The organism is Martinezella sp. CNPSo 3890 (genome assembly GCF_057784455.1).
Genome location: NZ_JBXSOR010000017.1, coordinates 18,168 through 41,528 on the forward strand (window position 1 = coordinate 18,168; position 23,361 = coordinate 41,528).

The window sequence follows — 23,361 nt, forward strand, 5'->3', positions numbered from 1 at the left end:
ACTCCGCAATGGCGATCAAGCATTGCCGCCGCCACAGGCCTATGACTGGCCCGGCAACCAGGGGAGTTGAAAATGAGCGCGATCGGCAGAGCGATATGGTTTATCGAAAGCCATTTTAAATCCGACATCTCGCTCGACGAGATCGCCGAGACGGCCGGGCTGTCGCGCTTTCATCTCTCGCGCGTCTTCGGCATGACGACCGGTCACTCGATCAGCAGCTATATCCGGAACCGCCGCCTCAGCGAAGCGGCTCTCGCACTGATCGACGGCTCCTCTTCCATTCTCCAGGTTGCCCTCGATGCCGGCTACGGCTCGCACGAGGCTTTCACCCGTGCCTTCCGCGAGCAATTCGGCATGACGCCGGAAAGCCTACGCAAACAAGGACACGTTCGCAACCTCGCTCTACAGGAGCCGATCAGAATGGACGACACCCGCCTTCCCAAGCTCGATGCACCGCGCTTCGAGACCCATCCCGCGATGCTGCTTGCCGGTCTTGCGGAAACCTATGCCTATGAGGCGACAGAGGCCATCCCCTCGCTCTGGCAGAAATTCAACGAGCATTTCGGCCATATTCCCGGCCAGATCGGCAATGTCGCCTATGGCGTCTGCACCCAGGCGGAAGAAGGTAGCGAAAGCTTCCGTTATATGTCGGCAGCCGAAGTTTCCGCCGCCGACGGCTTGCCAGAAGGCTTCGTGACGGTGAAGCTGCCGCAGCAGCGCTATGCGATCTTCACGCATCGCGGCCATATCTCCGGCATTTCCGCCACGGTGCATCAGATCTTCGGCGAATGGCTGCCGCAATCGGGTCAACAGCATGCCGGCACGCCCGACATGATGGAACGCTATGACGACCGCTTCGATCCGCGCACCGGCATGGGCGTGACGGAAATCTGGATACCCCTGGACGCCTGAAAACCAAGCCTGGGAACAGAGCCCTTGAAAGGCCGCCGCCACGAAATTGGTGGCGGCGCTTGTACGGACGGTTGTGCTCCTTACATTACGGCCATTCTGGAGCGGCCGTGCTGGGGGTCAGCATCGGCGAATGCTGATCAAAGGGGACATTCAATGGATATCATGGGGCTGATACAGGACCCGGGAGCGTGGGTGGCGCTCGTCACGCTTGTCGTCATGGAGGTGGTCCTCGGCATCGACAACCTGATCTTCATATCGATCCTCACCAACAAGCTGCCGCCGGAGCATCGGGACAGAGCCCGCAAGATCGGCATCGGCCTCGCCCTTATCATGCGCCTCGCGCTGCTCGGAACCGTCGCCTGGATCGTCCAGCTGACCCAGCCCGTCTTCGAAATCTTCGGCCAGGGCTTCTCCTGGAAGGACATGATCCTCATCGGCGGCGGCCTCTTCCTCGTCTGGAAAGCGACGAAGGAGATCCATCACAACGTCGACCCTCAGGAACAGGGCGAGGATTTCATCGCCAAATCGACGACCACGACCTTCGCCTCGGCGATCGGCCAGATCCTGCTGCTCGACCTGGTCTTCTCGATCGACAGCATCATCACCGCCGTCGGCATGACGCCGCACCTGCCGATCATGTTCGTCGCCGTTATCGCCGCAGTCACGGTCATGCTGGTCGCGGCAAATCCGCTCGCCAATTTCATCGAGAAGAACCCGAGCATCGTCATGCTGGCGCTCGCCTTCCTGCTGATGATTGGCACGACGCTGATCGCCGAAGGCATGGGCGTGCATGTTCCCAAGGGCTACATCTACGCCGCCATGGCCTTCTCCGCCCTGGTCGAAGTGCTCAACATGATGGCGCGCAACCGCCGCAAGAAGGCATCCGGCGGCCATTGACCGAGAAAGCCGCGCCAATAACGAGGTGCGGCTTCATCACATCGGTCAATCCTGAACATGGATGTCGACCCACTGGCCGACATCGCCATGTCCGTAGATATCGACCTTGATCCAGACATTGCCGCGCACGATGAGGTTTCCGGCATCGTTTGCGATATTGCCATTGGCCAGCATGGCTTCCAGATTCTGACGATTGGAAGCCTGCGAGAAGAAACTGTCGCCCTGGTCGCCACGGTCGCGGCGGCGATAGGCGTGATAGTTGGCGCGGTCCTGGCGGATGATCTGCCAGGGCAGCGTCAGGCGTTCGCCTTTGGAATTGTAAAGATCGTCATTGCCGATATAGGCGCGGTAGGACTCGATCAGTCGGGCGGAACTGTCCCGTGTGATGGTCGATTGGGCCGCGGCTGCGTCGACCATCGAGACAGCCAATAGCAAGCACAAAATCAGTTTCTTCATGGTATCCCCGGAATGAACGATTGAAAACCTATTTTGCCACTGCCGCGAAAATTGCAAATCAAATTCGGCAAGCGTAAGGCTTTTCTTCTGAAACACTTACGAAGAGTAAAGACGCTTGGCGAAATTGGAAGGCCGGCCCTTTTCGATGCAGCACAGCGTCCTCGGTGCCTCTGCCTGCTCTTACGGCGCAGTTTCCCTTGACGTCATCCTTTGAATATGGCCTAAGGCCAGCCATACGGAAAACGCTGATAGAAGCGGCAAGACGCCCTTTTCCGGCCGGTTTCCTGATCCAGATAGACATTTTCGGCTGGACGGCGCTTGTCCCAAGCGCGGCCCGGCCTTTTATGACGGGCAAACAAAATGACCACTTCAGGCGTTCGCGTCCGCATCGCACCCTCCCCGACCGGCGAGCCGCATGTCGGTACCGCCTATATCGCGCTGTTCAACTATCTCTTCGCCAAGAAACACGGCGGCGAGTTCATCCTGCGCATCGAGGATACCGACGCGACCCGCTCCACCCCGGAATTCGAGACCAAAGTGCTCGACGCTCTGAAATGGTGCGGCCTGAAATGGTCGGAAGGTCCCGATATCGGCGGCCCCTACGGCCCCTATCGCCAGAGCGACCGCAAGGACCTCTACAAGCCCTATGTCGAGCAGATCGTCACAAACGGCCATGGCTTTCGCTGCTTCTGCACGCCGGAGCGCCTGGAAAAGATGCGCGAGGCGCAGCGCGCCGCCAGTCTGCCGCCGAAGTATGACGGCCATTGTCTGAACCTTTCGGCCGAAGAAGTGACCTCACGCGTCGCTGCCGGCGAGCCGCATGTCGTGCGCATGAAGATCCCGACCGAAGGCTCCTGCAAGTTCCATGATGGCGTCTACGGCGATGTCGAAATCCCGTGGGATGCCGTCGACATGCAGGTCCTTTTGAAGGCCGACGGCATGCCGACCTATCACATGGCCAACGTGGTCGACGACCATCTGATGAAGATCACCCATGTCGCGCGCGGCGAAGAATGGCTCGCCTCGGTGCCGAAGCACATTCTGATCTATCAGTATCTCGGCTGGGAGCCACCGGTGTTCATGCACCTGTCGCTGATGCGCAATGCCGACAAGTCGAAGCTGTCGAAGCGCAAGAACCCGACCTCGATCTCCTATTACACGGCGCTCGGCTATATCCCCGAGGCGCTGATGAACTTCCTCGGTCTGTTCTTCATCCAGATCGCCGAAGGTGAAGAACTCTTGAGCATGGATGAGCTTGCCGCAAAGTTCGATCCGGAAAACCTGTCCAAGGCCGGTGCGATCTTCGACATCCAGAAGCTCGATTGGCTGAACGGCCGCTGGATCCGCGAGAAGCTCTCGGAAGAAGAGTTCCAGCACCGCGTCCTGACCTGGGCAATGGAAAACGACCGCCTGAAGGAAGGTCTGAAGCTCTCGCAGTCGCGCATCACCAAGCTCGGCGAGCTGCCCGACCTCACAGGCTTCCTGTTCAAATCCGATCTCAACCTCGATCCTTCGGCCTTCGCCAAGATCAAGTCGACGCCGGAAGAACTGCTTGAGATCCTCAACACGGTGCAGCCGGACCTTGAAAAGATCCTCGAATGGAATGTCGAGACGATCGAAGCCGAGCTGCGCGCCATTGCCGACCGCATGGGCAAGAAACTGAAGGTCATCGTTGCCCCGCTTTTCGTCGCCGTATCGGGCTCCTCGCGCTCCCTGCCGCTTTTCGATAGCATGGCGATCCTCGGCCGCTCCGTCGTGCGCCAGCGGCTGAAACTTGCCGCGCAGACCGTTGCGACCCTCGTCGGCCCGAAGAATTGAACCGGACTTTAAAACCATGAACGACAAGACCGAAGCATCCGCCCTCTCCTCCGACGCAACGGAAGTTCGCCGCCAGAAGCTGAAGCTGCTGCGCGAACAGATCGGCGACGTCTATCCGGCACATTTCCACCGCACGATGACCAATGCCGAGCTGGCCGCGAAATACGAAGGCCTGGAGCCGGATACGGAAACCGGCGATGTCGTCACCGTTGCCGGCCGCGTCTATTCCTCGCGCAACTCCGGCATGTTCATGGATATCCATGATGCGTCCGGCAAGATCCAGATCTTCAGCCACAAAGACGTGACTTCGGAAGAGGCACGCTCGCTGCTGCCGATGATCGATATCGGCGACATCATCGGCGTCACCGGTGTCGTGCGCCGCACCAAGCGCGGCGAACTGACGATCAACGCCCAGCAGATCACCATGCTGACGAAGACGCTGCTGCCGATGCCCGAGAAGTGGCACGGCCTGTCCGATATCGAGCTGCGCTACCGCAAGCGCCATCTCGACATCATGACCAACGAGGAATCGAAGCTCCGCTTCCAGCAGCGCAGCCGCATCGTTTCCGGCATCCGCCGCTTCATGGAGAATGACGGCTTCATGGAAGTCGAAACGCCAATGCTGCATTCGGTTTATGGCGGCGCCACCGCCGAGCCGTTCAAGACGCATCACAACACGCTGAAGCTCGACATGTACCTGCGCATCGCGCCGGAACTCTTCCTGAAGCGCACGCTGGTTTCAGGCCTCACCGACAAGGTCTTCGAGATTAACCGCAACTTTCGCAACGAAGGCGTCTCAACCCGGCACAATCCCGAATTTACCATGATGGAGTGCTATTGGGCCTATGCCGACTACGAGGACATCATGGATCTCGTCGAGCGGCTGTTCTCGACGCTCGCCATGTCAATCCACGGCAGCACCGAATTCGCTTTCGGCGACAAGCAGATCTCCTTCAAGGGCCCGTTCCGCCGCGTGCCGATGCCTGACGCCGTCAAGGAAGCGACCGGCATCGACTTCCTCGCGATCAAGACCGACGAAGAAGCCCGCGCCGCTTCCAAAGCCGCCGGCTTTGCCGTCGAGAAAGACGCGACCTGGGGCGAATGCCTTGCCTTCATCTTCGAAGAGAAGGTCGAGGGTACGCTGATCCAGCCGGCGCACGTCACGCATTTCCCGAAGGACATCTCGCCCTTCGCCAAGGAAGTGCCGGGCGAACCGCGCCTTGTCGAACGTTTCGAGACCTATTGCAACGCCTGGGAACTTGGCAACGCTTTCTCGGAGCTCAACGATCCGGAAGAACAGCGCGCCCGCATGGTCGAGCAGCTCGAGCAGGCGCATGCGCGCGGCGAAAAGCAGAAGGAACTCGACGAAGAATTCCTCGACGCGATCGATCAGGGCATGCCGCCCGCAGGCGGTCTCGGCATCGGTGTGGACCGCCTCATCATGCTTTTGACCAACTCGCCGTCGATCCGCGACATCATCCTTTTCCCGGCCCGCCGCAACAAGGCCGATTGAGGCCGGTTCCGTCCCTCGAACATCAAAGGTGCGTATCATGACGGGTAAAGAGATATCGGCGGCAGATGCCGACAGCGAGCATCAGCGGCTGGCCGATATTGCCGAGATCGGCGACATCGATCTCTCACAATACGCACCGGGAACGTTCGGTTGCCACGAAGCGATGCACACGGCGTCGATCATGCTCGACATGACCGACGACCAGCTGCTGCAGCACCCCGCCATTCTGGCGAATCCGGACTTCTACCGTCTTGCCGGCGAAGTCCACGAGGCGCTCTTCGCGCTCTACCAGGCTATCGGCGAGAAACATCTGGCGGAATGAGGCATCAGCCTTTCCGCCAGATAGCGCAAATCCGCTTTTGATCAGTTGGTGACGGGCGAGCGGCGGTCGGCGGCGCCCGTCATGGTCGGGTCCAATCCAGGTGACGGGCTTTTTTCCTTGGCTCCGGCATCGGCGCCGATGAAATCACCATTCGCATCATAGCCCGGCTGCACATTGCCGGTCGATTTCGGTTCCGGCAGCTGCGGTTTGGCATCGTGGCCCTCCGCTTGATTTGCGGCCGCTTTCTCCTCCGCGGCGATCGCCGCCTTCATCTTGTCCTTCTTGGCGTCGCCGCCATTGTCTGCCGCCAGCGCATTGTCGCAGTCGGTCAGATTCTTCAACCCGGCGATCGCCGCATCGATATCCTGCGGCAGCATAGTAATCTGCTCACCATAAAACAGGCCGGCATTGCTCGCACCGCCATCATAATAGCGTGCCGTCAGCGGTGCCTCGGAGCTGCCATCGACAAGCTTGTCTGGATGCGGCACGTAAACGACATCGGCCCCCAGCGCCCGGCCACGCAAGTCAGACCGCAATGTCGGCCCATTTCTGTCGAGAACCACAACCTGAACGAGATCCGGTTTCTGTTCCTGATAGACAGCCTTGGCAACCCGGAGCGCAGTCCTGACACGCGTCAGCCCATCGGTCGGCTCCGTGCGGATATATTTGCGAACCCAGAAACGGTTATCCTTGCGGATCGTGACGAGATTGACGTCAGTGCACTGAAGCCCGTTAGGAGATGCGGAGGCAAGGCCGAGCAGCCTGTCCTTGCCGACATAAAGCGCCAATACGCCGGAGCAGCCTATGAGAAAGGCCACTCCGCCGATCATGACGACAAACTTCCGGGGTATCCGGAAAATGTGCAGTAAGGCGCTCACGCCAACTGCTCCAGCATAGACCACTCCAAGCCGACAAAAATGATCAACCCTCACGTTAGGGAATTGGCGTTTCGGAATACTTAAAACTGAGGTGAAACTTGTGCTGTCCTCGACATCGTTACCAAAAAAGGTCCAAACTTTCACACCTATGACGGGCGCTTGCCTTCCGTGCCGCGAACATGCTCTAACCTTGGCATGGCCTTCACCTTGAGACAGCTGCAATACTTCGTCGCCGTTGCGGAACAGGGCTCCGTGACGCGTGCCGCGCAGAACCTGTCCATCTCGCAATCCTCAGTCACCGAAGCTCTCAAGGAACTGGAAAGCGATCTCGGCGTGGAGCTGTTCGAGCGCCATCCGCGTGGCCTGTCGATCACCCACAACGGCCACCAGTTCCTGCGCCACGCAACGAAGATCCTGGCGACGGTCTCCGACGCGCGTACCAGCTTTTCCGGCAAGCAGAACGAGGCCGGAGGCACGCTGAATATCGGCGTGACATCGCTTGTCGCCGGCTATGTTCTGTCAGATCTTCTGGCGCGCTATCGCCGCGCCTGCCCCGGGGTCGAAGTCAGTGCCATCGAGGACAATGGCGGCTATTTGGAACATCTTCTGGTTGGCGGTGAACTCGATGTCGCCGTCATGGTGATCTCCAATCTTCGCGACCGCATGGCCCTGCAGGCCGAGATTCTGGAAACCTCGCCCTACCGCCTCTGGCTGCCGATGGGCCACCCTCTCGTCTCGGCCGATATCATCAGTGTTGCGGACATCACCCGCGAGCCACTGATCATGCTGACCATCGACGAAATCGAAGAAAACACCGGCAAGCTTTTGACCGCGCTCGGCGCCCGCCCGCATGTCGCGTTCCGCACCCGCTCTGTCGAGGCCGTACGCAGCCTGGTTGCCACCGGCGCCGGTGTCGCACTGCTGCCGGATCTCGTCTATCGTCCATGGTCGCTGGAAGGCGATCGCATCGAAAGCCGCGACGTCTCCGGTTCGCTGCCTGTAGTGCAGGTCGGCATGGTCTGGCGCAAGGGCTCCAGCCTGCCGCAAGCGGCCCGCGATTTCGTCGGTGTCGCAGAAAGCATGCGCTCGGGCCGGCAGCGGTAGCACGCAGTATTCTTCCAACCCGACTGAGGGGAATACAATCGAAGATTGCCGCAAATGGAGGGTCAGGTATGAAGACCGCAATCATATTCGACTGTGAGTTTCTTTGCCTCGAAGGGTCACAACGCCGGTCCTGGTGTGCGGCGCATGATCCCGATCCGGTCGTCGCGCAAGTCGGAGCCGTCAAGCTCAGCCTCGAAGACGATTTCGCGATCCTGGACAGCTACAAGGCCTATGTTCGCCCGGTCGATCGGTTTGGCAGACAATATGCGCTTGATCCGTTCTTCACCGCACTGACGGGTGTGACCGAAGAGAACATCGAGACGGAAGGAATGGCCCTGCAGGACGCCATTGCCGGCCTGGATCGTTTCTCGGATGGTGCCCGTCTCTGGTCCTGGGGCAAGGACGAGCTGAACATGATGGCTATCAGCTGCTATGTCGCCGGTATCCAGCCCCTGATCCCCGCGCATCGTTTCGACAATGCCGTCAAGCTGCTGCTTGCGGCGGGAATGCCGGTCGAAGATCTGGCGAAGACGCCAAGCAACGAGCTTTCCCACTACTATGGCGTGCAGCATCCGCCGCTTAAGGGCCATGACGCGCTCGATGATGCCCTTTCCATTTCCTACACGCTGCAGCACCTCATGCGGGCCGAAAAGCTGCGGCCGGAGGTTTTCGATCTCTCAGCCACGCACAGTTAGGAATCGGAAATTCCGATATCACCTTTCTGATAAATGAATTTGCGAATGCGGCGAAATCGCGTCACCTTTTCTTCCGGGAACAGGAAGCCAGCCACTGGCTCCACGCCATCAAGGCTCAAAAACCGGGAGAGTCCGATGAAGCATCTGCTGAAATCATGCACGGCCGCACTCGCATCCTTAAGTTTCGCCACACAGGTCATTGCCGCCGAGCCGTTGAAGACGCTCGGTAAGGGTGAAGGTGCGGTCAGCATCGTCGCCTGGGCTGGCTATATCGAGCGCGGTGAAAGCGACAAGAATTACGATTGGGTCACCGGCTTCGAAAAGGAAACCGGCTGCAAGGTCAGCGTCAAGACCGCGGCGACATCGGACGAAATGGTGGCGCTGATGAACGAAGGCGGCTTCGATCTCGTGACCGCATCCGGCGACGCGTCGCTGCGCCTCGTTGCCGGCAAGCGCGTCCAGCCGATCAACACCGATCTGATCCCGAGCTGGAAGAACCTCGACGACCGCCTGAAGAATGCCCCTTGGCACACGGTCAACGGCGTCCACTACGGCGTGCCCTATCTCTGGGGCCCGAATGTGCTGATGTACAATACCGACGCCTTCAAGGGCCAGGCGCCGAAGAGCTGGAACGTCGTCTTCGAAGAAACGACGCTGCCTGATGGTAAGTCGAATAAGGGTCGCGTGCAGGCCTATGACGGGCCGATCTATATTGCCGATGCCGCCCTTTATCTCATGGCCCACAAGCCTGAACTCGGCATCAAGGACCCCTACGAGCTCAACGAAGATCAGTACAAGGCCGCCCTCGAGCTACTGCGCGGCCAGCGCAAGCTCGTCAGCCGTTACTGGCATGACGCTATGATCCAGACCGATGACTTCAAGAACGAAGGTGTCGTCGCCTCCGGCTCCTGGCCGTTCCAGGTGAACCTGCTGCAGGCCGACAAGCAGAAGATCGCCTCCACATTCCCGGATGAGGGAACGACGGGCTGGGCCGATACCACTATGCTGCATGCCGACAGCGAGCATCCGAACTGCGCCTATATGTGGATGGAACATTCGCTGCAGGCCAAGGTTCAGGGCGATGCCGCCGCATGGTTCGGCGCCGTGCCCTCAGTTCCGGCAGCTTGCAAGGGCAACGAACTCCTGACCGACAGCGGCTGCGCCACCAACGGCTATGATCACTTCGACAAGATCAAGTTCTGGAAGACACCTGTCGCGAAATGCAGCACGCAGGGCGAATGCGTGCCCTATCACCGCTGGGTCTCCGACTATATCGGCGTGATCGGCGGGCGGTGATCTTCACGCGAAACATACCTTCTCCTCTCGGGGAGAAGGTGGCCCGAAGGGTCGGGTGAGGGGGTGGCCCGGCATACGAAGGATTGCCTTTCGCTTGCCGCTCAATGCCCTCGTCGCTGCGCTCCTCGCCCCCTCATCCGCCCTGACGGGCACCTTCTCCCCGTTGGGGAGAAGGAAAAAACAACCCTTCCCTGGAGAAGCCAATGAACGCCGTTCGTTTCCAGCAGGTGTCGCGCCATTTCGGCCAGGTCCGCGCTGTGGACCGCGTCGATCTGGAGATTGCGCCCGGCGAATTCTTCGCCATGCTCGGCCCTTCCGGCTCCGGCAAGACCACCTGCCTCAGATTGATTGCCGGCTTCGAACAGCCGACGGGCGGCCATATCGAAATCTTCGGCGAAACTGCTGAAGGCGTTCCACCCTATAGGCGCAACGTCAATACGGTCTTCCAGGACTATGCCCTCTTTCCGCATCTCAACATCCTCGACAATGTCGCCTATGGGCTGATGGTCAAGGGTGTCGGCAAAGCCGAGCGGCTGCGGGCTGCCGAACAGGCGCTGGAACTGGTAAAGTTGCCGGGCTATGGCGCCCGCCGTCCGGGCCAACTCTCCGGCGGCCAGCGGCAGCGTGTGGCGCTCGCCCGCGCTCTCGTCAACAAACCGAAGGTACTGCTGCTCGACGAACCGCTTGGCGCGCTCGATCTGAAGCTGCGCGAGCAGATGCAGGAGGAGTTGAAGAGCCTGCAACGGGCGCTCGGCATCACCTTCGTCTTCGTCACCCACGATCAGGGCGAGGCCCTGTCCATGGCCGATCGCGTCGCCGTCTTCAACGACGGCCGCATCGTCCAGCAAGGCACGCCACACGATATCTACCAACGGCCGAAGACCCGTTTCGTTGCCGATTTCGTCGGCTCCTCCAACGTCATCGCTCCCGAAACCATGTCGTCGCTCGGCGGCGAACGGCGCTGGGCGAGCCTGCGCCCCGAGGCCATCCGGTTGACTGAGGAGAGCGGCGTGGCGGCGACCGTGAAGGCGACGAGCTTTCTCGGTGCCGCTACCCGCCTCTCGGTCGAGACGAATGGCGCCCGCCTGCATGTGACCGTACCCGCCGGCCAGCCGGCTCCGGATACAGGGGCCTCCGTCCGCCTCGCCTGGCTGCCGGCGGATGTGCATTATATGGACGACGCCGCATGAACGCCGCAGCCTTCCCCGCCTCGTCGAGCCAGGCACCGGCCTCGATCCTGCCGCGCCGCGGCGGCGTCTTTGGCCGTCTATCGGATATCTTCTGGCGACGGCCGAAGCTGCTGCTTTTCCTGATGCTGACGCCGCCGCTGCTCTGGCTTGGCATCATCTATATCGGCTCGCTGATCGCGCTGCTGCTGCAGAGCTTCTTCTCGATCGACGACTTCTCGGGAATGGTGAATTACGAATTTACCCTCTCGACCTATGCGCAGCTGCTGAATACAGCCAACTTCGACATTATCGTCCGCACGGTCGTCATGGCCGCCCTCGTCACCGTCGCCTCGGCCTTCGTCGCCTTCCCCATCGCCTATTATGCGGCGCGCTATGCGCAGGGAAAATGGAAGGCGCTGTTCTATCTCGGCGTCATGCTGCCGCTCTGGTCGAGCTATCTGGTGAAAGTCTATGCCTGGAAGCTGATCCTTGCCAAGGAAGGCATTCTCACCTGGATCTTCGATAGGCTGCATCTCGGCTGGCTGCTCGACGGCGTGCTTGCCTTGCCCGTCATCGGCGGCAACTCGCTCTCGGTCAGCTATATCGGCACCTTCCTCGTCTTCGTCTATATCTGGCTGCCCTACATGATCCTGCCGACGCAGGCAGCACTTGAGCGCGTGCCGGCAAACCTGCTGGAAGCCTCATCCGATCTGGGCGCGACGCCGAACCAGACCTTCCGTACAGTACTGTTGCCGCTCGCCCTGCCAGGGGTCGTCGCCGGCTCCATCTTCACCTTCTCGCTGACTCTGGGCGATTACATCATTCCGCAGATCATCGGCTCCTCTCGCCTCTTCATCGGTCAGGCCGTCTATACGCAGCAGGGAACCGCCGGCAACGTGCCGCTGGCCGCCGCCTTCTCGGTGGTGCCGATCGTCATCATGGCCATCTATCTCTGGATCGCCAAGAAACAGGGAGCTTTCGATGCGCTCTGATCGTGGCCAACGCGCCTCCTTCCCCCTGAAGATCGCAGCAGCAGGCGGCCTGCTCTTCCTGCATCTGCCGATCCTGCTGATTTTCGTCTATGCCTTCACGACGGAGGAAAAGAGCTATCAGTGGCCGCCGCCGGGACTGACCCTGCAATGGTTCGGTATCGCCTGGAACAGGCCGGATGTCTGGTCGGCGCTGGCACTCTCGGTGCAAGTCGCGACCATCGCAACCGCGATCGCATTGATCCTCGGCACGCTCTGTGCCGCAGCCGTCAGCCAGACGAAGTTCTTCGGCCGCGAGGCGATCTCGCTCTTGGTCATCCTGCCGATCGCGCTGCCCGGCATCATCACCGGCATTGCGCTGCGCTCCGCCTTCAGCCTGTTCGATATCCCCTTCTCGGTCTGGACGATCGTTCTCGGCCATGCCACCTTCTGCGTTGTCGTTGTTTATAACAACGCCGTCGCTCGCTTCCGCCGCACCTCCGGCTCGCTGATCGAGGCCTCAATGGATCTTGGCGCCGATGGCTTCCAGACCTTCCGCCATGTCGTCCTGCCGAATATTGGCACGGCGCTGCTGGCCGGCGGCATGCTCGCCTTCGCGCTGTCCTTCGATGAAGTCATTGTCACCACCTTCACCGGCGGCCAGCAGATGACCCTGCCGATCTGGATGCTGGAGGAACTCATCCGCCCGCGCCAGCGACCGGTGACCAACGTCGTCGCCATGGTCGTCGTGCTTGTCACCTTCCTGCCGATCCTGGCAGCCTACTATCTTACCCGCGACGGCGACCAGATCGCCGGCGGCGGCAAATGAAAGGGAGAGAATAATGGATACCCAAATGCTGATCGGCTCCCGCTTCGAAACCGGCACGGAGACGGAAGAACGCGTCCTCAACCCGAAGACAGGCGAGACCGTGCTAAATCTCCCGGAAGCCTCACTCGGCCAAATCGATGCCGCCGTCGACGCAGCCGAAAAGGCCTTCACGAGTTGGTCGCAGACGACCCCAAGCCAGCGTTCGGCCTATCTCCTCAAGATCGCCGACGCCATCGAGCGCGATGCCGAAGGCTTTGCTGCGCTGGAAGCGTTGAACTGCGGCAAGCCGATCAATGCGGTGCTCAATGACGAAATCCCGGCGATCGTCGACTGCTATCGCTTCTTTGCCGGCGCGGTGCGTAACCTGCACGGCCCGGTCGCCGGCGAATACCTGCCCGGCCACACCTCGATGATCCGCCGCGATCCGATCGGCATCGTTGGCTCCATCGCGCCCTGGAACTATCCGCTGATGATGATGGCATGGAAGCTGGCTCCCGCCATTGCCGGCGGCAACACCGTCGTCTTCAAACCCTCCGAACAGACGCCGCTGACGGCGCTAAGGATGGCGAAGCTGCTGGCGGATGTGCTGCCGGAAGGAGTCGTCAACGTGATCCTCGGCCGCGGCGAGAGCGTCGGCAATGCGCTGATCAACCATCCGAAGATCAGCATGGTCTCCATCACTGGCGATGTTGCCACCGGCAAGAAGGTCTTGCAGGCCGCGGCCAAGACGGTCAAGCGCACCCATCTCGAACTTGGCGGCAAGGCCCCCGTTATCGTCTTCGACGATGCCGATATCGACGCCGTGGTCGCCGGCATCCGCACCTTCGGCTATTACAATGCCGGCCAGGATTGCACGGCCGCCTGCCGCATCTATGCCGACGCCAAGGTCTACGACAATTTCGTCGCCGACCTCACCTCGGCCGTGTCAAGCATCAAGTTCAACCTCGCTGACGACACGGAGAACGAAATCGGCCCGCTGATCTCCAAGCGCCAGCGCGACCGCGTCGAAAGCTTCGTCACCCGCGCCGCCGAACACAAGCACATGGAAATCACCACAGGCGGCAAGATTTCCGGCGAGCACGGCTTCTTCTACGCCCCGACCGTCGTTGCCGGCGCCACGCAGGATGACGAGATCGTCCGCCGCGAAGTCTTCGGCCCTGTGGTCTCCGTAACCCGCTTTACCAATGCCGACGACGCCGTCACCTGGGCCAACGACAGCGACTACGGCCTGGCTTCCTCGGTCTGGACGAAGGACATTAGCCGCGGCATGCAGACCGCTGCCCGCCTGCAATATGGCTGCACCTGGATCAACACCCACTTCATGCTGGTCAACGAAATGCCGCATGGCGGCCTGAAGCAATCCGGCTACGGCAAGGATATGTCAGTCTACGCTATCGAAGACTACACGGCCGTGCGGCATGTGATGATCAATCATGGGTGAGAAGGGGTTCGCGACGTGAACGGCATTCTCCATTTTGCCGCATGGCTGTACCCCCCTCTGTCACTTCGTGACATCTCCTCCACATGGGGGAGATTGTTGGGGCACATCGCCAGCTCCTCAAAATGAGGCACCATCGTTCAGCGGATACGAGGTCTATTATTTTACGGTGACGGTGCCGTAGGTTACCAATCTCCCCCCTTGTGGGCAGGGTATCGCATATGAGCGGAGATCGCCGCCGTCCCCTTCTCCCCAGCGGGGAGAAGGTGCCGACAGGCGGATGAGGGGGTGCCCGCCAAGACCACAAAAATCCATGAATTCAAATCGATAACCCCCTCATCCGACCCTTCGGGCCACCTTCTCCCCAAGGGGAGAAGGAGCTTATGGTGCTCGTCCGCCTCCATATGCGATAGCCCTGCCCTTGTGGGGGAGATGTCACGAAAGTGACAGAGAGGGTATGCACCCTCAGCAGACTCGACAGCATCCGTCGAAGGCAACAATGCTCATTACCCCAAAACGCCTTTGGAACAATTCACCCTCCTCCCGCGTCTTTAAGAAGTACAACGCAGAGGAGATTGCTAAATGCTGAAATGGGCTCTCATTTTCTTTGTGATTTCTTTGATCAGCGGCTTTTTCGGCTTTTCTGGCGTGTCCGCGGCAACCGCAACCATTGCGCGCGTTCTCTTCGCCATCTTCCTGATCATCTTCCTGATATTCCTGATCCTGGCCGTCATGGCCGGCAATGCAGTCGTCTAGCAACATAAGCCGCAACCACCGAAGGGGCGGGCCTAGATCAGGCTCGCCCCGACATTTATGGCGAGCGCCAGGATCGTCGTATTGAACAGAAACGACAGGATCGCGTGCAGAAGCGCGAGCTTACGCATCGAAACGGTGGAAATACCGATATCGGCGGTCTGAGCCGCAACCCCGATCGTGAAGGAGAAATAGAGGAAGTCCCAATAGATCGGCTCCTCCAAAGGCTCGGCGAATTTCAGCCCCTGCCCCTTGCCCGGACTGCTGTAGAACCGATGCGCATAGTGGATGGTGAACAGCGTATGCAGGAAGGTCCAGGATATCAGGATCGTCACGATCGCCATCATCACGCGGTAGAAGGCGATTTCGGGTGAGGCGTCCTTGACGCCAAGCAGATCCAGCGCAATGCCGCCGATGCTGGCGAGCGCTGCCGCAATCGACAGGAACAGCAGGAATCCATCCGAGAAATCGAGATCGGCCGAGCGCTTGCGTATGCGCTGCGGGTCGGCCGTCAGCATCCTGTACAGGCTGTAAACGATATAGACGATTGCGGTCGTATCCCAAGCGATCAGCAGATTGCTGGCATTGAACTCGCGGGATGTCAGAAGCAGAAAGACGGCGATGCCGGCAAGAACCGCAATCAGGATGACATGATGCTTGCGCCACAGCACACGCCATCTGGAATGATGCAAATGTCCCTGCGCATCCATACCGCTCTCCCGATCGCAAATCGTCTTTCAAAACAACGATTCGCCGGCGAGAGTGGCAAATAAAAGGAAGCCTCGCAATACGGGGCCTCCGACCTTCAAAATGCAGCCTCAGCCCGTCCAGCCACCGTCGATGACGTGGATCTGGCCTGTCGTGAAGCCCGCCTCGTCGCCGGCGAGATAGGTCACCAGCGCGGCGATCTCTTCGGCAGTCGCGATCCGGCCCATCGGCTGGCGGGCGATAAAGTCCTTCATTGCCTTCTCGTAGTCACCGGTTGCCTTCAGCCGCTCATGCAGCGAGGGGCTATCGACCGTGCCAGGGCAAATCGCATTGGCGCGGATGCCCTTGGAGACGAAATCGGCGGCGATCGATTTGGTCAGGCCGATCACGGCAGCCTTGGAGGCGCAATAGGCGAAACGGTTCGGCACGCCCTTCACACTGGAAGCAACGGAGGACATGTTGACGATCGAACCCTTGCCCTTTTCCAGCATGCCCGGCAGGAAGGCCCGGCACGTCGTGTACATCGCCTTGGCATTGAGGTTAAAGGAGAAATCCCAATCCTTCTCCTCGCAGTCCAGGATCGTGCCGGCATGGACGAAACCGGCGCAATTGAAGAGCACGTCGATCGGGCCAAGCTCTTCCGCGTAGGCCTTGACGGCGGCGCTATCGAGCACGTTCAACACATGTTTGGTCGCGCCATCAAGCGTCGAGAGCGTCTGCTCGTTGATATCAGTGGCGTAGACATGTGCGCCAAGCGAGATGAAGCGCTCTGCCGACGCCCGGCCGATGCCCTGCCCCGCCGCCGTGATGACGACCTTCTTGCCTTCCAACCCGTGACCCATAATCCTGATCCTTTCTTCGGGAACCATGACCCCATCCATGCCGCCGGCTGCATCGCCGAAACCTCGGATAAGATCATGCTATAACAATCAGTTGGCGCAACCTCACTACGCTTCGAAAGACTGCGCGAAGCGATGATTCAGCTTGTCGATGAGGACTGTATGCCGCTCGCCGCTTCGCAGTCCATTGCTAATCATCTCGGATGCATCGCTTTGAAATGCCATGTAGCCATCATGCCGCGGCCGCACATAGGCGCCTTCCAGCGTCGCACGCGTGTTGCGGTAAAAATCGAGCGCCGGCGCATTGACCGCATCGCTGACCCAGCCGTCGGCATGGCCGGGTTGACCATTGCCACTCGCATAAACACCCGCCTGCACCGGCCCACTCGCAATCCAGCGCGCAAAAGCCTTCGCCTCTTCAGGCGCTTGCGTACGTGCCGACACCGCAATGCCGGTGCCGCCAAGTGCCGAGCCATTCGGCGCGCGTCCATCGATCACGGGCATATCTGCAAAAGCGATCCGCGCCGGCCTGAAACCGGCAAAGGAATAGTTCGCGTAGCCATAGATGAACGGCGACGCCACATAGGGGCCGTCAGGCTGGCCCATCAGATCGAGCACGGCGATCGGATCCATTTCGTAGCAGCTGGAATCCATGCCCGAAACGAGCTGCGCGATCCAGTCGAGCACCGCTTCGCCATCGGCCTTGGCAATGAAATCCGGCCCTTCGATGTTGCAGGGCGTGCCGAGGTGGGCAGCCAGCGTGATGAAAGTCATCAGCGAATGCGGCGGCCGCATCGGCAGGATTGCTTTGCCTTCCTTGGTGAGCGTCACGAATTCGGCGAGATTCTTGACCGGCGCGCTCAGCCGGTCGGGCCGATAGGCCTGCACCTGTGTTGCCGCATCGAGCGGAAAGGCCCATTGCCGGCCCTGCCAGTTGTAGCTCGGATAGGAGCGCCCAACGGTGCCGGCGGCGATCGCGGCAATTTCCTCCGCACAGCCTGCATCATCGAGCGGCAGCAGGCAGTTCTCGCGCGTGATCTGCCCGACATGCGGATGATCGATGACGATGAGATCGTATTGCGCGGCAAGCTCCTCCACCGGAAAAGTCTCGAAACCCTGCAGCGAGCGCTTTTCCCAGCTGATCTCGACACCGGTCTTTTCCCGCCACACCTTCGAGCAGGCGATCATCGGATCGTAGCCGCGCGGATGCGACCAGGTCATTCCCTTAAGTTCTACCATCATGCCTTCCCCGCGCTCGGCTTGCACTCGACGACCAGGATATGATCGGCGGCAAGCACGACTTCGTCGCGCTGGTTGAGCACTTCGCAACGCTCGACCACACGACCGGAAGCCGGCCGTTTCGGATCATCCTCCTTCGCCGAAATGGTGACGCGGGTGCGGATCGTATCGCCAATATGCACCGGGCGGACGAAGCGGAGCCGATCGTAACCATAGGAAAAGGCGACGGGATTGATGAGCGAGGCCGTTAGTCCGACGCCGATCGCAAAGATCATCGTGCCATGCGCGATGCGCTGGCCGCCGGGCAAGGTCTTGGCGAATTCCGCATCCATGTGATGTGGGAAGAAATCGCCGGTATGGCCAGCATGGACAACAAAATCCGTCTCGGTGATCGTCCGTCCCGTGGTCACCCTGACGTGGCCGACTTCATAATCTTCGAAATAGAGGGTTTGTTCTGCCATTGCTCAAGCCTTTGGAAGTTCGGCAATCGGCGTCGCCGGCGCGGCGCTCGATTGATAAGCGGCCTCGACGAGAGCCATGGTCTGCCAGGCATCCTCGACGGAACCGATCAGCTCCTGATCCTCGCCGGATGCAAAACGCTGCAGGTTGGCCATGCGATTGACAAAGGCATCCGGGAACCAGGCGCCCTCCAGCTTGACCTCGACCCAATCGCTGCCGCCCTCAGGTCGGATCCAAAGTTCGTCCGGCTCCCCGCTGGGATAGTCGAGATTGACACCGAGCTTGACATAGGCCGCCCCCTTGGTGCCGGCGATGCGAAACTCACAAGCCTGGAACTTGCGGCCGAAATCATGGTCGTGATTGACCGAGAGCACGCAGCGAACCTTGTCGCCATAATCGAGAATCGCAGCCGTCCGCGTCTGGGCGACATCATGGTTGGGATGGCCGATGGTCTTGGCGTGGATCCCTTGAGGATTACCGAGCAGCCCGCGAATGAAATCGAAATAGTGGATCGAATGCATGGCTATCTCGATGCGTGGCAAGCCTTTCAGGAACGGCCAGAAGCCCCAGGGTGTCGCAAGCGCCAGCCACGCATCGAAATCGACGACCTCGCCGAGATACCCTTTGTTCACGGCATCGTAGAGCGCCAGCATCATCGGCGCGAAGCGAAGTTGGAAGTTGACGGCCGCCTTGATATCCCTCTCGCGGCAGACCCGCAGAATTTCGGAGGCGCCAGCAAGATCGCTGCCCATCGGTTTCTGGATCAGCGCGAAGGAACCGCACGGCAACTTCGAAAGGATCGTCGCATGCGCTGCCGGCGGCGTCGCCAGATCGAAGATCGCGCCATCGACGGCAAGGGCTTCTGCCTCGGAGGCGAAAACTCGAATGCCCCATCGAGCAGCCAGTGCCACCGCCTTCTCGGTGTTTGGATCGTAGAGGCCCGCGACCGGAAAGCCGCCTTGTTTATAGGCAGGCAGATGCGCGTCACCGACGATGCTGCCGGCACCGAAAATCACGATCGGACGCGGATGCGACGGCATCGGCCACCATTGGCGCAGGGATTTGGGATCGAAGTTCATCTCATCCTCCCTGAAACCAAGGTCGGTTGACCTTTTGCCCGGAAAAAGGAGCCAGGAACATTGGCTTCGGAAGTTGTGGAAGCTACACACCCCCCTCTGTCACTTCGTGACATCTCCCCCACAAGGGGGGAGATCGCTTGAAGCGTTTCGCAGCACCTCGGGAAACGAATAGCTGTCGTGTCAGCAGATTCAATGTCTGTTGCTTGCCAGAGATAGCCGCGATTTACCAATCTCCCCCCTTGTGGGGCAGGGCTATCGCATATGGAGGCGGATGAGCACCATAAACTCCTTCTCCCCTTGGGGAGAAGGTGGCCCGAAGGGTCGGATGAGGGGGTTATCGATTTGAATTCATGGATTTTGGTGGTCTTGGCGGGCACCCCCTCATCCGCCTGGCGGCACCTTCTCCCCGCTGGGGAGAAGGAGGACGGCGGCGATCTCCGCTCATATGCGATACCCCTGCCTTGTGGGGGAGATGTCAGCGAAGCTGACAGAGGGGGGTATGCACTCCACAATCTCCCCGCTGGCGGAATAAGGGGCCCTGATTGGACGTCAGTCATGATGAAACACCTCCTCCATCATGGCCCACCACTCGCCCTCTTTGCGGGTCTCGAAGGGCTTCTGGCAGGGTATGCAGAAGGACCACCACTCTTGGTTCTTCGGGCGGGCAGCCATCTTCGCCATATCGGCCTCGAAATCCGTGCCGACATATTCCCAATAGCCGAAGAGCAGGTTTTCCGGCTCTTTCAGGAAGATCGAATAGTTGGTGATGTTGCATTCGGAGATCAGCGCCAGGATCTCGGGCCAGACGGCCGCGTGAAGCGCCTTGTATTCCGCCACTTTGGCCGGCTCCAGGCCGATCACCATTCCCATCCGCTGCATGGTTAGCTCCTCCTCAGCCGTGAATTTCCCGGGTGAATTCGCCGATCGAGCGCGCCTTCACGGCATCCCAGTCCCAGGCAATGCCGATGCCGGGCTCTGATGGGGCCACCGCCTTGCCATCGACGATGTCCATACCCTTGGTGGTGAGATCGTCGAGCTGCGGGATGTATTCGACATATTTGCCATTCGGCACGGCGCAGGTGAGGCTGACATGCAGCTCCATCAGGAAATGCGGGCAGACGGGAATGTCGAAAGCTTCGGCGGCATGCGCCACCTTCAGCCAGGGCGTGATGCCGCCGATGCGGGCGACATCCACCTGCACGATCGAGCAGGCGCCCTTCTGCATATATTCGCGAAAATGCCGGATCGAATACATGGATTCGCCGACCGCGATCGGCGTCGGCGTCGATCGCGTCAACCGGATATGGCCATCGAGATCGTCGGCCGGCAGCGGCTCCTCGATCCAGGCAAGGTCCAGCTCCTTGAGGCGTGCTGCCCGGCGGATCGCCTCATCGACGGTGAAGCCCTGATTGCAGTCGGTCATGATTTCGAAGCCGGAGCCGAGTGCCAGACGCATCGCGGCCAGCCGGTCGTAATCCTCGGAGCCATGCGGCTTGCCGATCTTCACCTTCGAGCCGGAAAAGCCCTTGGCCTTCGCCTGCAGGGCGTCTTCGACCAAAGCTTCCTTCTCGATATGCAGCCAGCCACCTTCCGTCGTGTAGAGCGGGCACCGATCCTTGGCGCCACCGGCAAGCTTCCAGAGTGGCAGCTTCTGCTTCTTGGCTCGCAGATCCCAAAGCGCCGTGTCGATGGCCGCAAGCGCCAGCGCCGTGATGGGACCGATCGTCGTAGCATGCGTGGCGAATTCCAGTCTGTGCCAGATCGCCTCGATGCAATCGGCATCCTCACCGATCAAGAGCGGCACCAGATGGTCGGACAGCAGCCGCATGACGGACGAGCCGCCGGTGCCGATCGTATAGCTGTAACCGGTGCCGGCTGCCCCATCGCTGTCGGTGATGGTAACGATCGGCGTTTCCTGGCTGACGAAGCTCTGGATCGCATCCGTCCGCTTCACCCTCGGCGGCAGATCGACCATGCGCAGTTCAATTTTCTCGATACGTGCCATGGGAGCTATTCCTCAGTTTGCCAGGCTCTTGCCGGTTTCGGCGGAGAAGAGATGCGCTTGGCTGAGATCGAAGCTCATCTTCAGCCGCTCGCCACTCTTCAGCGCGCGCGGATTGAGCATGCGCGTCACCCATTCGCGCCCGGCGAATTCGACAAAGACGAGTGTTTCATTGCCGAGCGGTTCGGTGATGGCGACCGGCAGGGTCAGCTCGTAGACGGCAGATTCCGCGCCCGAATGCAGGCCGTGGCCAGTCGGGAAGATATCGTCAGGCCTAAGACCGAAGGCGACCTTTTCTCCTTCCCTGACCTTGCCGGCAAACTGGTTCGGCAGCGGCAGACGATCACCGTTCTTGAAGATGAGTTCGCCTGCCTTCAGTGTCGCCTCTTCGATATTCATCGGTGGTGAGCCGATGAAGCCGGCAACGAAGCGGGTGGCGGGCCGCTTGAACACCTCGTCCGGCGTGCCGACTTGTTCGATGTAGCCGTCGCGCATGATGACGATGCGGTCCGCCAGCGTCATGGCCTCGACCTGATCGTGCGTCACGTAGACCACCGTCGACTGCACCTTGGCATGCAGTTTCTTGATCTCGGTGCGCATCTGCGTGCGCAGCTTGGCATCAAGGTTCGATAGCGGCTCGTCGAAGAGGAAGACCTCCGGCTGGCGCACGATGGCGCGGCCCATGGCGACGCGCTGACGCTGGCCACCGGAAAGCTGCGCCGGGCGGCGATCCATCAGCGCTTCAAGGCTCAAAATAGCAGCGGCCTCGTTGACGCGCCGGTCGATCTCGGCCTGCGGCTGCTTAGCGATCTTCAGCGAGAAACCCATGTTCTCGCGCACGGTCATATGCGGATAGAGCGCATAGGACTGGAACACCATGGAGATGTTGCGATCGCGCGGCGGCAGGTGGTTGACGACCGTATCGCCGATCTCGATCGTGCCGTCGGACACATCCTCCAAGCCGGCGATCATGCGCAGCGTCGTCGACTTGCCACAGCCGGACGGGCCGACAAGCGCGATGAACTCCTTGTCCGCGATGTCGAGATCGATCCCGTGGACGATTTCCAGCGCGCCGTAGCGCTTGACGAGTTTTTTGAGGGAAACCTGAGCCATGGAGATCAACCTTTGACCGCACCAAATGTCAGACCCGACACCAGATGCTTCTGAATGATGAAAGTGAGAGCGAGAGCCGGAATGATCATCACGACCGCCAATGCGCACATGCCACGCCAGTCGATGGTGAACTCGGCCGTGTAGTCAAGGAGACCGACCGGCAGCGTCTTGGAATCGACGGAACGCGTCAGCTGCGAGGCGAGAGCATATTCATTCCAGCAGGTGAGGAAGGCGAAGATGCCGGCCGATGCGATGCCGGGGCCGGCGAGTGGAAATTCCACCTGCCAGAACGCCTGCCAGCGCGTGCAGCCGTCGATCTGCGCGGCCTCGGCGAGATCCTTCGGCACCTGCCGGAAAAAGCCGTCGATCAGCCAGATCGTGAACGGCACATTCAGCGCGACATAGGTGAGGATCAGGCCGAAATGCGTATCGATGATGCCGAGCCGCGCATAGACCATGAAGAGCGGCAGCGATAGCGCCACACCGGGCACGGAACGCGTCAGCATCAGCCCGAGGAACACGGCCGACTTGCCTGCGAAACGAAAGCGAGCGAAGGCATAGCCGCCGGACATGCCGATGACGAGCGCAATGGCGGTCGAGGTGACGGAGATGATGAGCGAATTGCGGAAATAAACCCAGACGGGAATGCCGCCCTGCCCGACGCCGCTGAACATGGCGCGATAGGCTTCCAGCGACAGCTCCTGCGGTATCCAGACCGGCGGCTTCGCCATGATTTCCACGGTCGGCCGTAGCGAGCTGATGACGATCCAGAAACCGGGCAGGCAGATGATAAGCATCGCGAGGAAGAGGCCGATGAGATAGGCGATCTTCCAGAGGCGGCGCTGCAGGCGTTGTTGAGCGTTGCGATCCATGA

Annotated in this window: 24 protein-coding genes; 13 read left to right on the forward strand and 11 right to left on the reverse strand. The window is 60.3% G+C overall.

The window, feature by feature from the left end; all coding sequences use genetic code 11:
- Positions 1-72: 72 nt before the first annotated feature.
- Entirely contained in the window at positions 73-912 is an 840-nt protein-coding gene (locus tag AC13RC_RS27630; protein ID WP_145631842.1) for a GyrI-like domain-containing protein, read from the forward strand.
- A gap of 153 nt (positions 913-1,065) precedes the next feature.
- Positions 1,066-1,809, forward strand: coding sequence for a TerC family protein (locus AC13RC_RS27635; protein WP_269244989.1), 744 nt, complete (start codon positions 1,066-1,068; stop codon positions 1,807-1,809).
- A gap of 45 nt (positions 1,810-1,854) precedes the next feature.
- Here the strand turns inward: AC13RC_RS27635 and AC13RC_RS27640 are convergent, their stop codons facing one another.
- Complete coding sequence (locus AC13RC_RS27640) at positions 1,855-2,265, reverse strand: hypothetical protein (protein WP_113395321.1); 411 nt, start codon at positions 2,263-2,265, stop codon at positions 1,855-1,857.
- Positions 2,266-2,625: 360 nt separating this feature from the next.
- Here AC13RC_RS27640 and gltX point away from each other — a divergent pair, with 360 nt between their 5' ends.
- From gltX to AC13RC_RS27655, 3 genes are read left to right on the forward strand one after another with little or no spacing between them, the layout of a single operon-like run.
- Positions 2,626-4,083: a glutamate--tRNA ligase gene (gene gltX / locus AC13RC_RS27645; RefSeq protein ID WP_488559154.1), complete on the forward strand. Its 1,458-nt coding sequence runs from the start codon at positions 2,626-2,628 to the stop codon at positions 4,081-4,083.
- Between the two features lie 16 nt (positions 4,084-4,099).
- Complete coding sequence (gene lysS, locus AC13RC_RS27650; RefSeq protein ID WP_488559155.1) at positions 4,100-5,596, forward strand: lysine--tRNA ligase; 1,497 nt, start codon at positions 4,100-4,102, stop codon at positions 5,594-5,596.
- Between the two features lie 37 nt (positions 5,597-5,633).
- On the forward strand, positions 5,634-5,918 hold the full coding sequence (locus AC13RC_RS27655; RefSeq protein WP_113354866.1) for a hypothetical protein: 285 nt from the start codon (positions 5,634-5,636) through the stop codon (positions 5,916-5,918).
- Between the two features lie 41 nt (positions 5,919-5,959).
- On the opposite strand, the gene AC13RC_RS27660 is transcribed toward AC13RC_RS27655, so the two are convergent.
- Complete coding sequence (locus AC13RC_RS27660; RefSeq protein ID WP_113354864.1) at positions 5,960-6,796, reverse strand: hypothetical protein; 837 nt, start codon at positions 6,794-6,796, stop codon at positions 5,960-5,962.
- Positions 6,797-6,991: 195 nt separating this feature from the next.
- On the opposite strand from AC13RC_RS27660, the gene AC13RC_RS27665 reads away from it, so the two are divergent.
- The 8 genes from AC13RC_RS27665 (at position 6,992) to AC13RC_RS27700 (ending at position 15,051) form a co-directional block, all read left to right on the forward strand.
- Positions 6,992-7,900 (forward strand): LysR family transcriptional regulator, encoded by a 909-nt coding sequence (locus tag AC13RC_RS27665; protein WP_113230838.1) that lies wholly within the window; start codon positions 6,992-6,994, stop codon positions 7,898-7,900.
- Between the two features lie 68 nt (positions 7,901-7,968).
- Complete coding sequence (locus AC13RC_RS27670; RefSeq protein WP_488559156.1) at positions 7,969-8,595, forward strand: 3'-5' exonuclease family protein; 627 nt, start codon at positions 7,969-7,971, stop codon at positions 8,593-8,595.
- Between the two features lie 135 nt (positions 8,596-8,730).
- On the forward strand, positions 8,731-9,891 hold the full coding sequence (locus AC13RC_RS27675; protein WP_113395324.1) for an ABC transporter substrate-binding protein: 1,161 nt from the start codon (positions 8,731-8,733) through the stop codon (positions 9,889-9,891).
- A gap of 203 nt (positions 9,892-10,094) precedes the next feature.
- The gene (locus tag AC13RC_RS27680; RefSeq protein ID WP_112722590.1) at positions 10,095-11,081 is read left to right on the forward strand and encodes an ABC transporter ATP-binding protein; all 987 of its coding nucleotides are present in this window, start codon (positions 10,095-10,097) and stop codon (positions 11,079-11,081) included.
- Positions 11,078-12,052 (forward strand): ABC transporter permease, encoded by a 975-nt coding sequence (locus AC13RC_RS27685; RefSeq protein ID WP_488559157.1) that lies wholly within the window; start codon positions 11,078-11,080, stop codon positions 12,050-12,052. Before AC13RC_RS27680 ends, AC13RC_RS27685 begins: the two co-directional genes overlap by 4 nt.
- Positions 12,042-12,857, forward strand: coding sequence for an ABC transporter permease (locus AC13RC_RS27690; RefSeq protein ID WP_113230843.1), 816 nt, complete (start codon positions 12,042-12,044; stop codon positions 12,855-12,857). Before AC13RC_RS27685 ends, AC13RC_RS27690 begins: the two co-directional genes overlap by 11 nt.
- A 13-nt stretch (positions 12,858-12,870) precedes the next feature.
- Positions 12,871-14,298: a gamma-aminobutyraldehyde dehydrogenase gene (locus tag AC13RC_RS27695; protein ID WP_488559158.1), complete on the forward strand. Its 1,428-nt coding sequence runs from the start codon at positions 12,871-12,873 to the stop codon at positions 14,296-14,298.
- Positions 14,299-14,877: 579 nt separating this feature from the next.
- The gene (locus AC13RC_RS27700) at positions 14,878-15,051 is read left to right on the forward strand and encodes a DUF1328 domain-containing protein (RefSeq protein WP_069615987.1); all 174 of its coding nucleotides are present in this window, start codon (positions 14,878-14,880) and stop codon (positions 15,049-15,051) included.
- 32 nt (positions 15,052-15,083) lie between these two features.
- Here AC13RC_RS27700 and AC13RC_RS27705 read toward each other — a convergent pair whose 3' ends face one another.
- From AC13RC_RS27705 to AC13RC_RS27745, 9 genes are all read right to left on the reverse strand, one after another.
- Entirely contained in the window at positions 15,084-15,758 is a 675-nt protein-coding gene (locus AC13RC_RS27705; RefSeq protein ID WP_113330574.1) for a DUF1345 domain-containing protein, read from the reverse strand.
- 108 nt (positions 15,759-15,866) lie between these two features.
- Positions 15,867-16,598, reverse strand: coding sequence for an SDR family oxidoreductase (locus AC13RC_RS27710; RefSeq protein ID WP_488559210.1), 732 nt, complete (start codon positions 16,596-16,598; stop codon positions 15,867-15,869).
- A 105-nt stretch (positions 16,599-16,703) separates the two neighbouring features.
- A complete protein-coding gene (locus AC13RC_RS27715) occupies positions 16,704-17,837 on the reverse strand; it encodes an extracellular solute-binding protein (protein WP_488559159.1) in 1,134 nt (377 codons plus the stop codon).
- Positions 17,834-18,295 carry a MaoC/PaaZ C-terminal domain-containing protein gene (locus tag AC13RC_RS27720; RefSeq protein ID WP_488559160.1) on the reverse strand — a complete coding sequence of 154 codons (462 nt, stop codon included), beginning with the start codon at positions 18,293-18,295 and terminating at the stop codon, positions 17,834-17,836. Before AC13RC_RS27720 ends, AC13RC_RS27715 begins: the two co-directional genes overlap by 4 nt.
- A 3-nt stretch (positions 18,296-18,298) precedes the next feature.
- Positions 18,299-19,372, reverse strand: coding sequence for a Gfo/Idh/MocA family protein (locus AC13RC_RS27725; protein WP_488559161.1), 1,074 nt, complete (start codon positions 19,370-19,372; stop codon positions 18,299-18,301).
- 549 nt (positions 19,373-19,921) lie between these two features.
- Complete coding sequence (locus AC13RC_RS27730) at positions 19,922-20,251, reverse strand: L-rhamnose mutarotase (RefSeq protein ID WP_488559162.1); 330 nt, start codon at positions 20,249-20,251, stop codon at positions 19,922-19,924.
- 13 nt (positions 20,252-20,264) lie between these two features.
- A complete protein-coding gene (locus AC13RC_RS27735) occupies positions 20,265-21,377 on the reverse strand; it encodes a mandelate racemase/muconate lactonizing enzyme family protein (protein ID WP_488559163.1) in 1,113 nt (370 codons plus the stop codon).
- Positions 21,378-21,389: 12 nt separating this feature from the next.
- A complete protein-coding gene (locus tag AC13RC_RS27740) occupies positions 21,390-22,487 on the reverse strand; it encodes a sn-glycerol-3-phosphate ABC transporter ATP-binding protein UgpC (RefSeq protein WP_113420175.1) in 1,098 nt (365 codons plus the stop codon).
- Between the two features lie 5 nt (positions 22,488-22,492).
- Positions 22,493-23,359 (reverse strand): carbohydrate ABC transporter permease, encoded by an 867-nt coding sequence (locus tag AC13RC_RS27745; protein WP_488559164.1) that lies wholly within the window; start codon positions 23,357-23,359, stop codon positions 22,493-22,495.
- Between the last annotated feature and the right edge of the window lie 2 nt (positions 23,360-23,361).

Coding starts and splice junctions, on each gene's coding strand:
- AC13RC_RS27630 (WP_145631842.1), top strand. CDS start 73: ATGAGCGCGATCGGCAGAGCGATATGGTTTATCGAAAGCCATTTTAAA.
- AC13RC_RS27635 (WP_269244989.1), top strand. CDS start 1,066: ATGGATATCATGGGGCTGATACAGGACCCGGGAGCGTGGGTGGCGCTC.
- AC13RC_RS27640 (WP_113395321.1), bottom strand. CDS start 2,265: ATGAAGAAACTGATTTTGTGCTTGCTATTGGCTGTCTCGATGGTCGAC.
- gltX (WP_488559154.1), top strand. CDS start 2,626: ATGACCACTTCAGGCGTTCGCGTCCGCATCGCACCCTCCCCGACCGGC.
- lysS (WP_488559155.1), top strand. CDS start 4,100: ATGAACGACAAGACCGAAGCATCCGCCCTCTCCTCCGACGCAACGGAA.
- AC13RC_RS27655 (WP_113354866.1), top strand. CDS start 5,634: ATGACGGGTAAAGAGATATCGGCGGCAGATGCCGACAGCGAGCATCAG.
- AC13RC_RS27665 (WP_113230838.1), top strand. CDS start 6,992: ATGGCCTTCACCTTGAGACAGCTGCAATACTTCGTCGCCGTTGCGGAA.
- AC13RC_RS27670 (WP_488559156.1), top strand. CDS start 7,969: ATGAAGACCGCAATCATATTCGACTGTGAGTTTCTTTGCCTCGAAGGG.
- AC13RC_RS27675 (WP_113395324.1), top strand. CDS start 8,731: ATGAAGCATCTGCTGAAATCATGCACGGCCGCACTCGCATCCTTAAGT.
- AC13RC_RS27680 (WP_112722590.1), top strand. CDS start 10,095: ATGAACGCCGTTCGTTTCCAGCAGGTGTCGCGCCATTTCGGCCAGGTC.
- AC13RC_RS27685 (WP_488559157.1), top strand. CDS start 11,078: ATGAACGCCGCAGCCTTCCCCGCCTCGTCGAGCCAGGCACCGGCCTCG.
- AC13RC_RS27690 (WP_113230843.1), top strand. CDS start 12,042: ATGCGCTCTGATCGTGGCCAACGCGCCTCCTTCCCCCTGAAGATCGCA.
- AC13RC_RS27695 (WP_488559158.1), top strand. CDS start 12,871: ATGGATACCCAAATGCTGATCGGCTCCCGCTTCGAAACCGGCACGGAG.
- AC13RC_RS27700 (WP_069615987.1), top strand. CDS start 14,878: ATGCTGAAATGGGCTCTCATTTTCTTTGTGATTTCTTTGATCAGCGGC.
- AC13RC_RS27705 (WP_113330574.1), bottom strand. CDS start 15,758: ATGGATGCGCAGGGACATTTGCATCATTCCAGATGGCGTGTGCTGTGG.
- AC13RC_RS27710 (WP_488559210.1), bottom strand. CDS start 16,598: ATGGGTCACGGGTTGGAAGGCAAGAAGGTCGTCATCACGGCGGCGGGG.
- AC13RC_RS27715 (WP_488559159.1), bottom strand. CDS start 17,837: ATGATGGTAGAACTTAAGGGAATGACCTGGTCGCATCCGCGCGGCTAC.
- AC13RC_RS27720 (WP_488559160.1), bottom strand. CDS start 18,295: ATGGCAGAACAAACCCTCTATTTCGAAGATTATGAAGTCGGCCACGTC.
- AC13RC_RS27725 (WP_488559161.1), bottom strand. CDS start 19,372: ATGAACTTCGATCCCAAATCCCTGCGCCAATGGTGGCCGATGCCGTCG.
- AC13RC_RS27730 (WP_488559162.1), bottom strand. CDS start 20,251: ATGCAGCGGATGGGAATGGTGATCGGCCTGGAGCCGGCCAAAGTGGCG.
- AC13RC_RS27735 (WP_488559163.1), bottom strand. CDS start 21,377: ATGGCACGTATCGAGAAAATTGAACTGCGCATGGTCGATCTGCCGCCG.
- AC13RC_RS27740 (WP_113420175.1), bottom strand. CDS start 22,487: ATGGCTCAGGTTTCCCTCAAAAAACTCGTCAAGCGCTACGGCGCGCTG.
- AC13RC_RS27745 (WP_488559164.1), bottom strand. CDS start 23,359: ATGGATCGCAACGCTCAACAACGCCTGCAGCGCCGCCTCTGGAAGATC.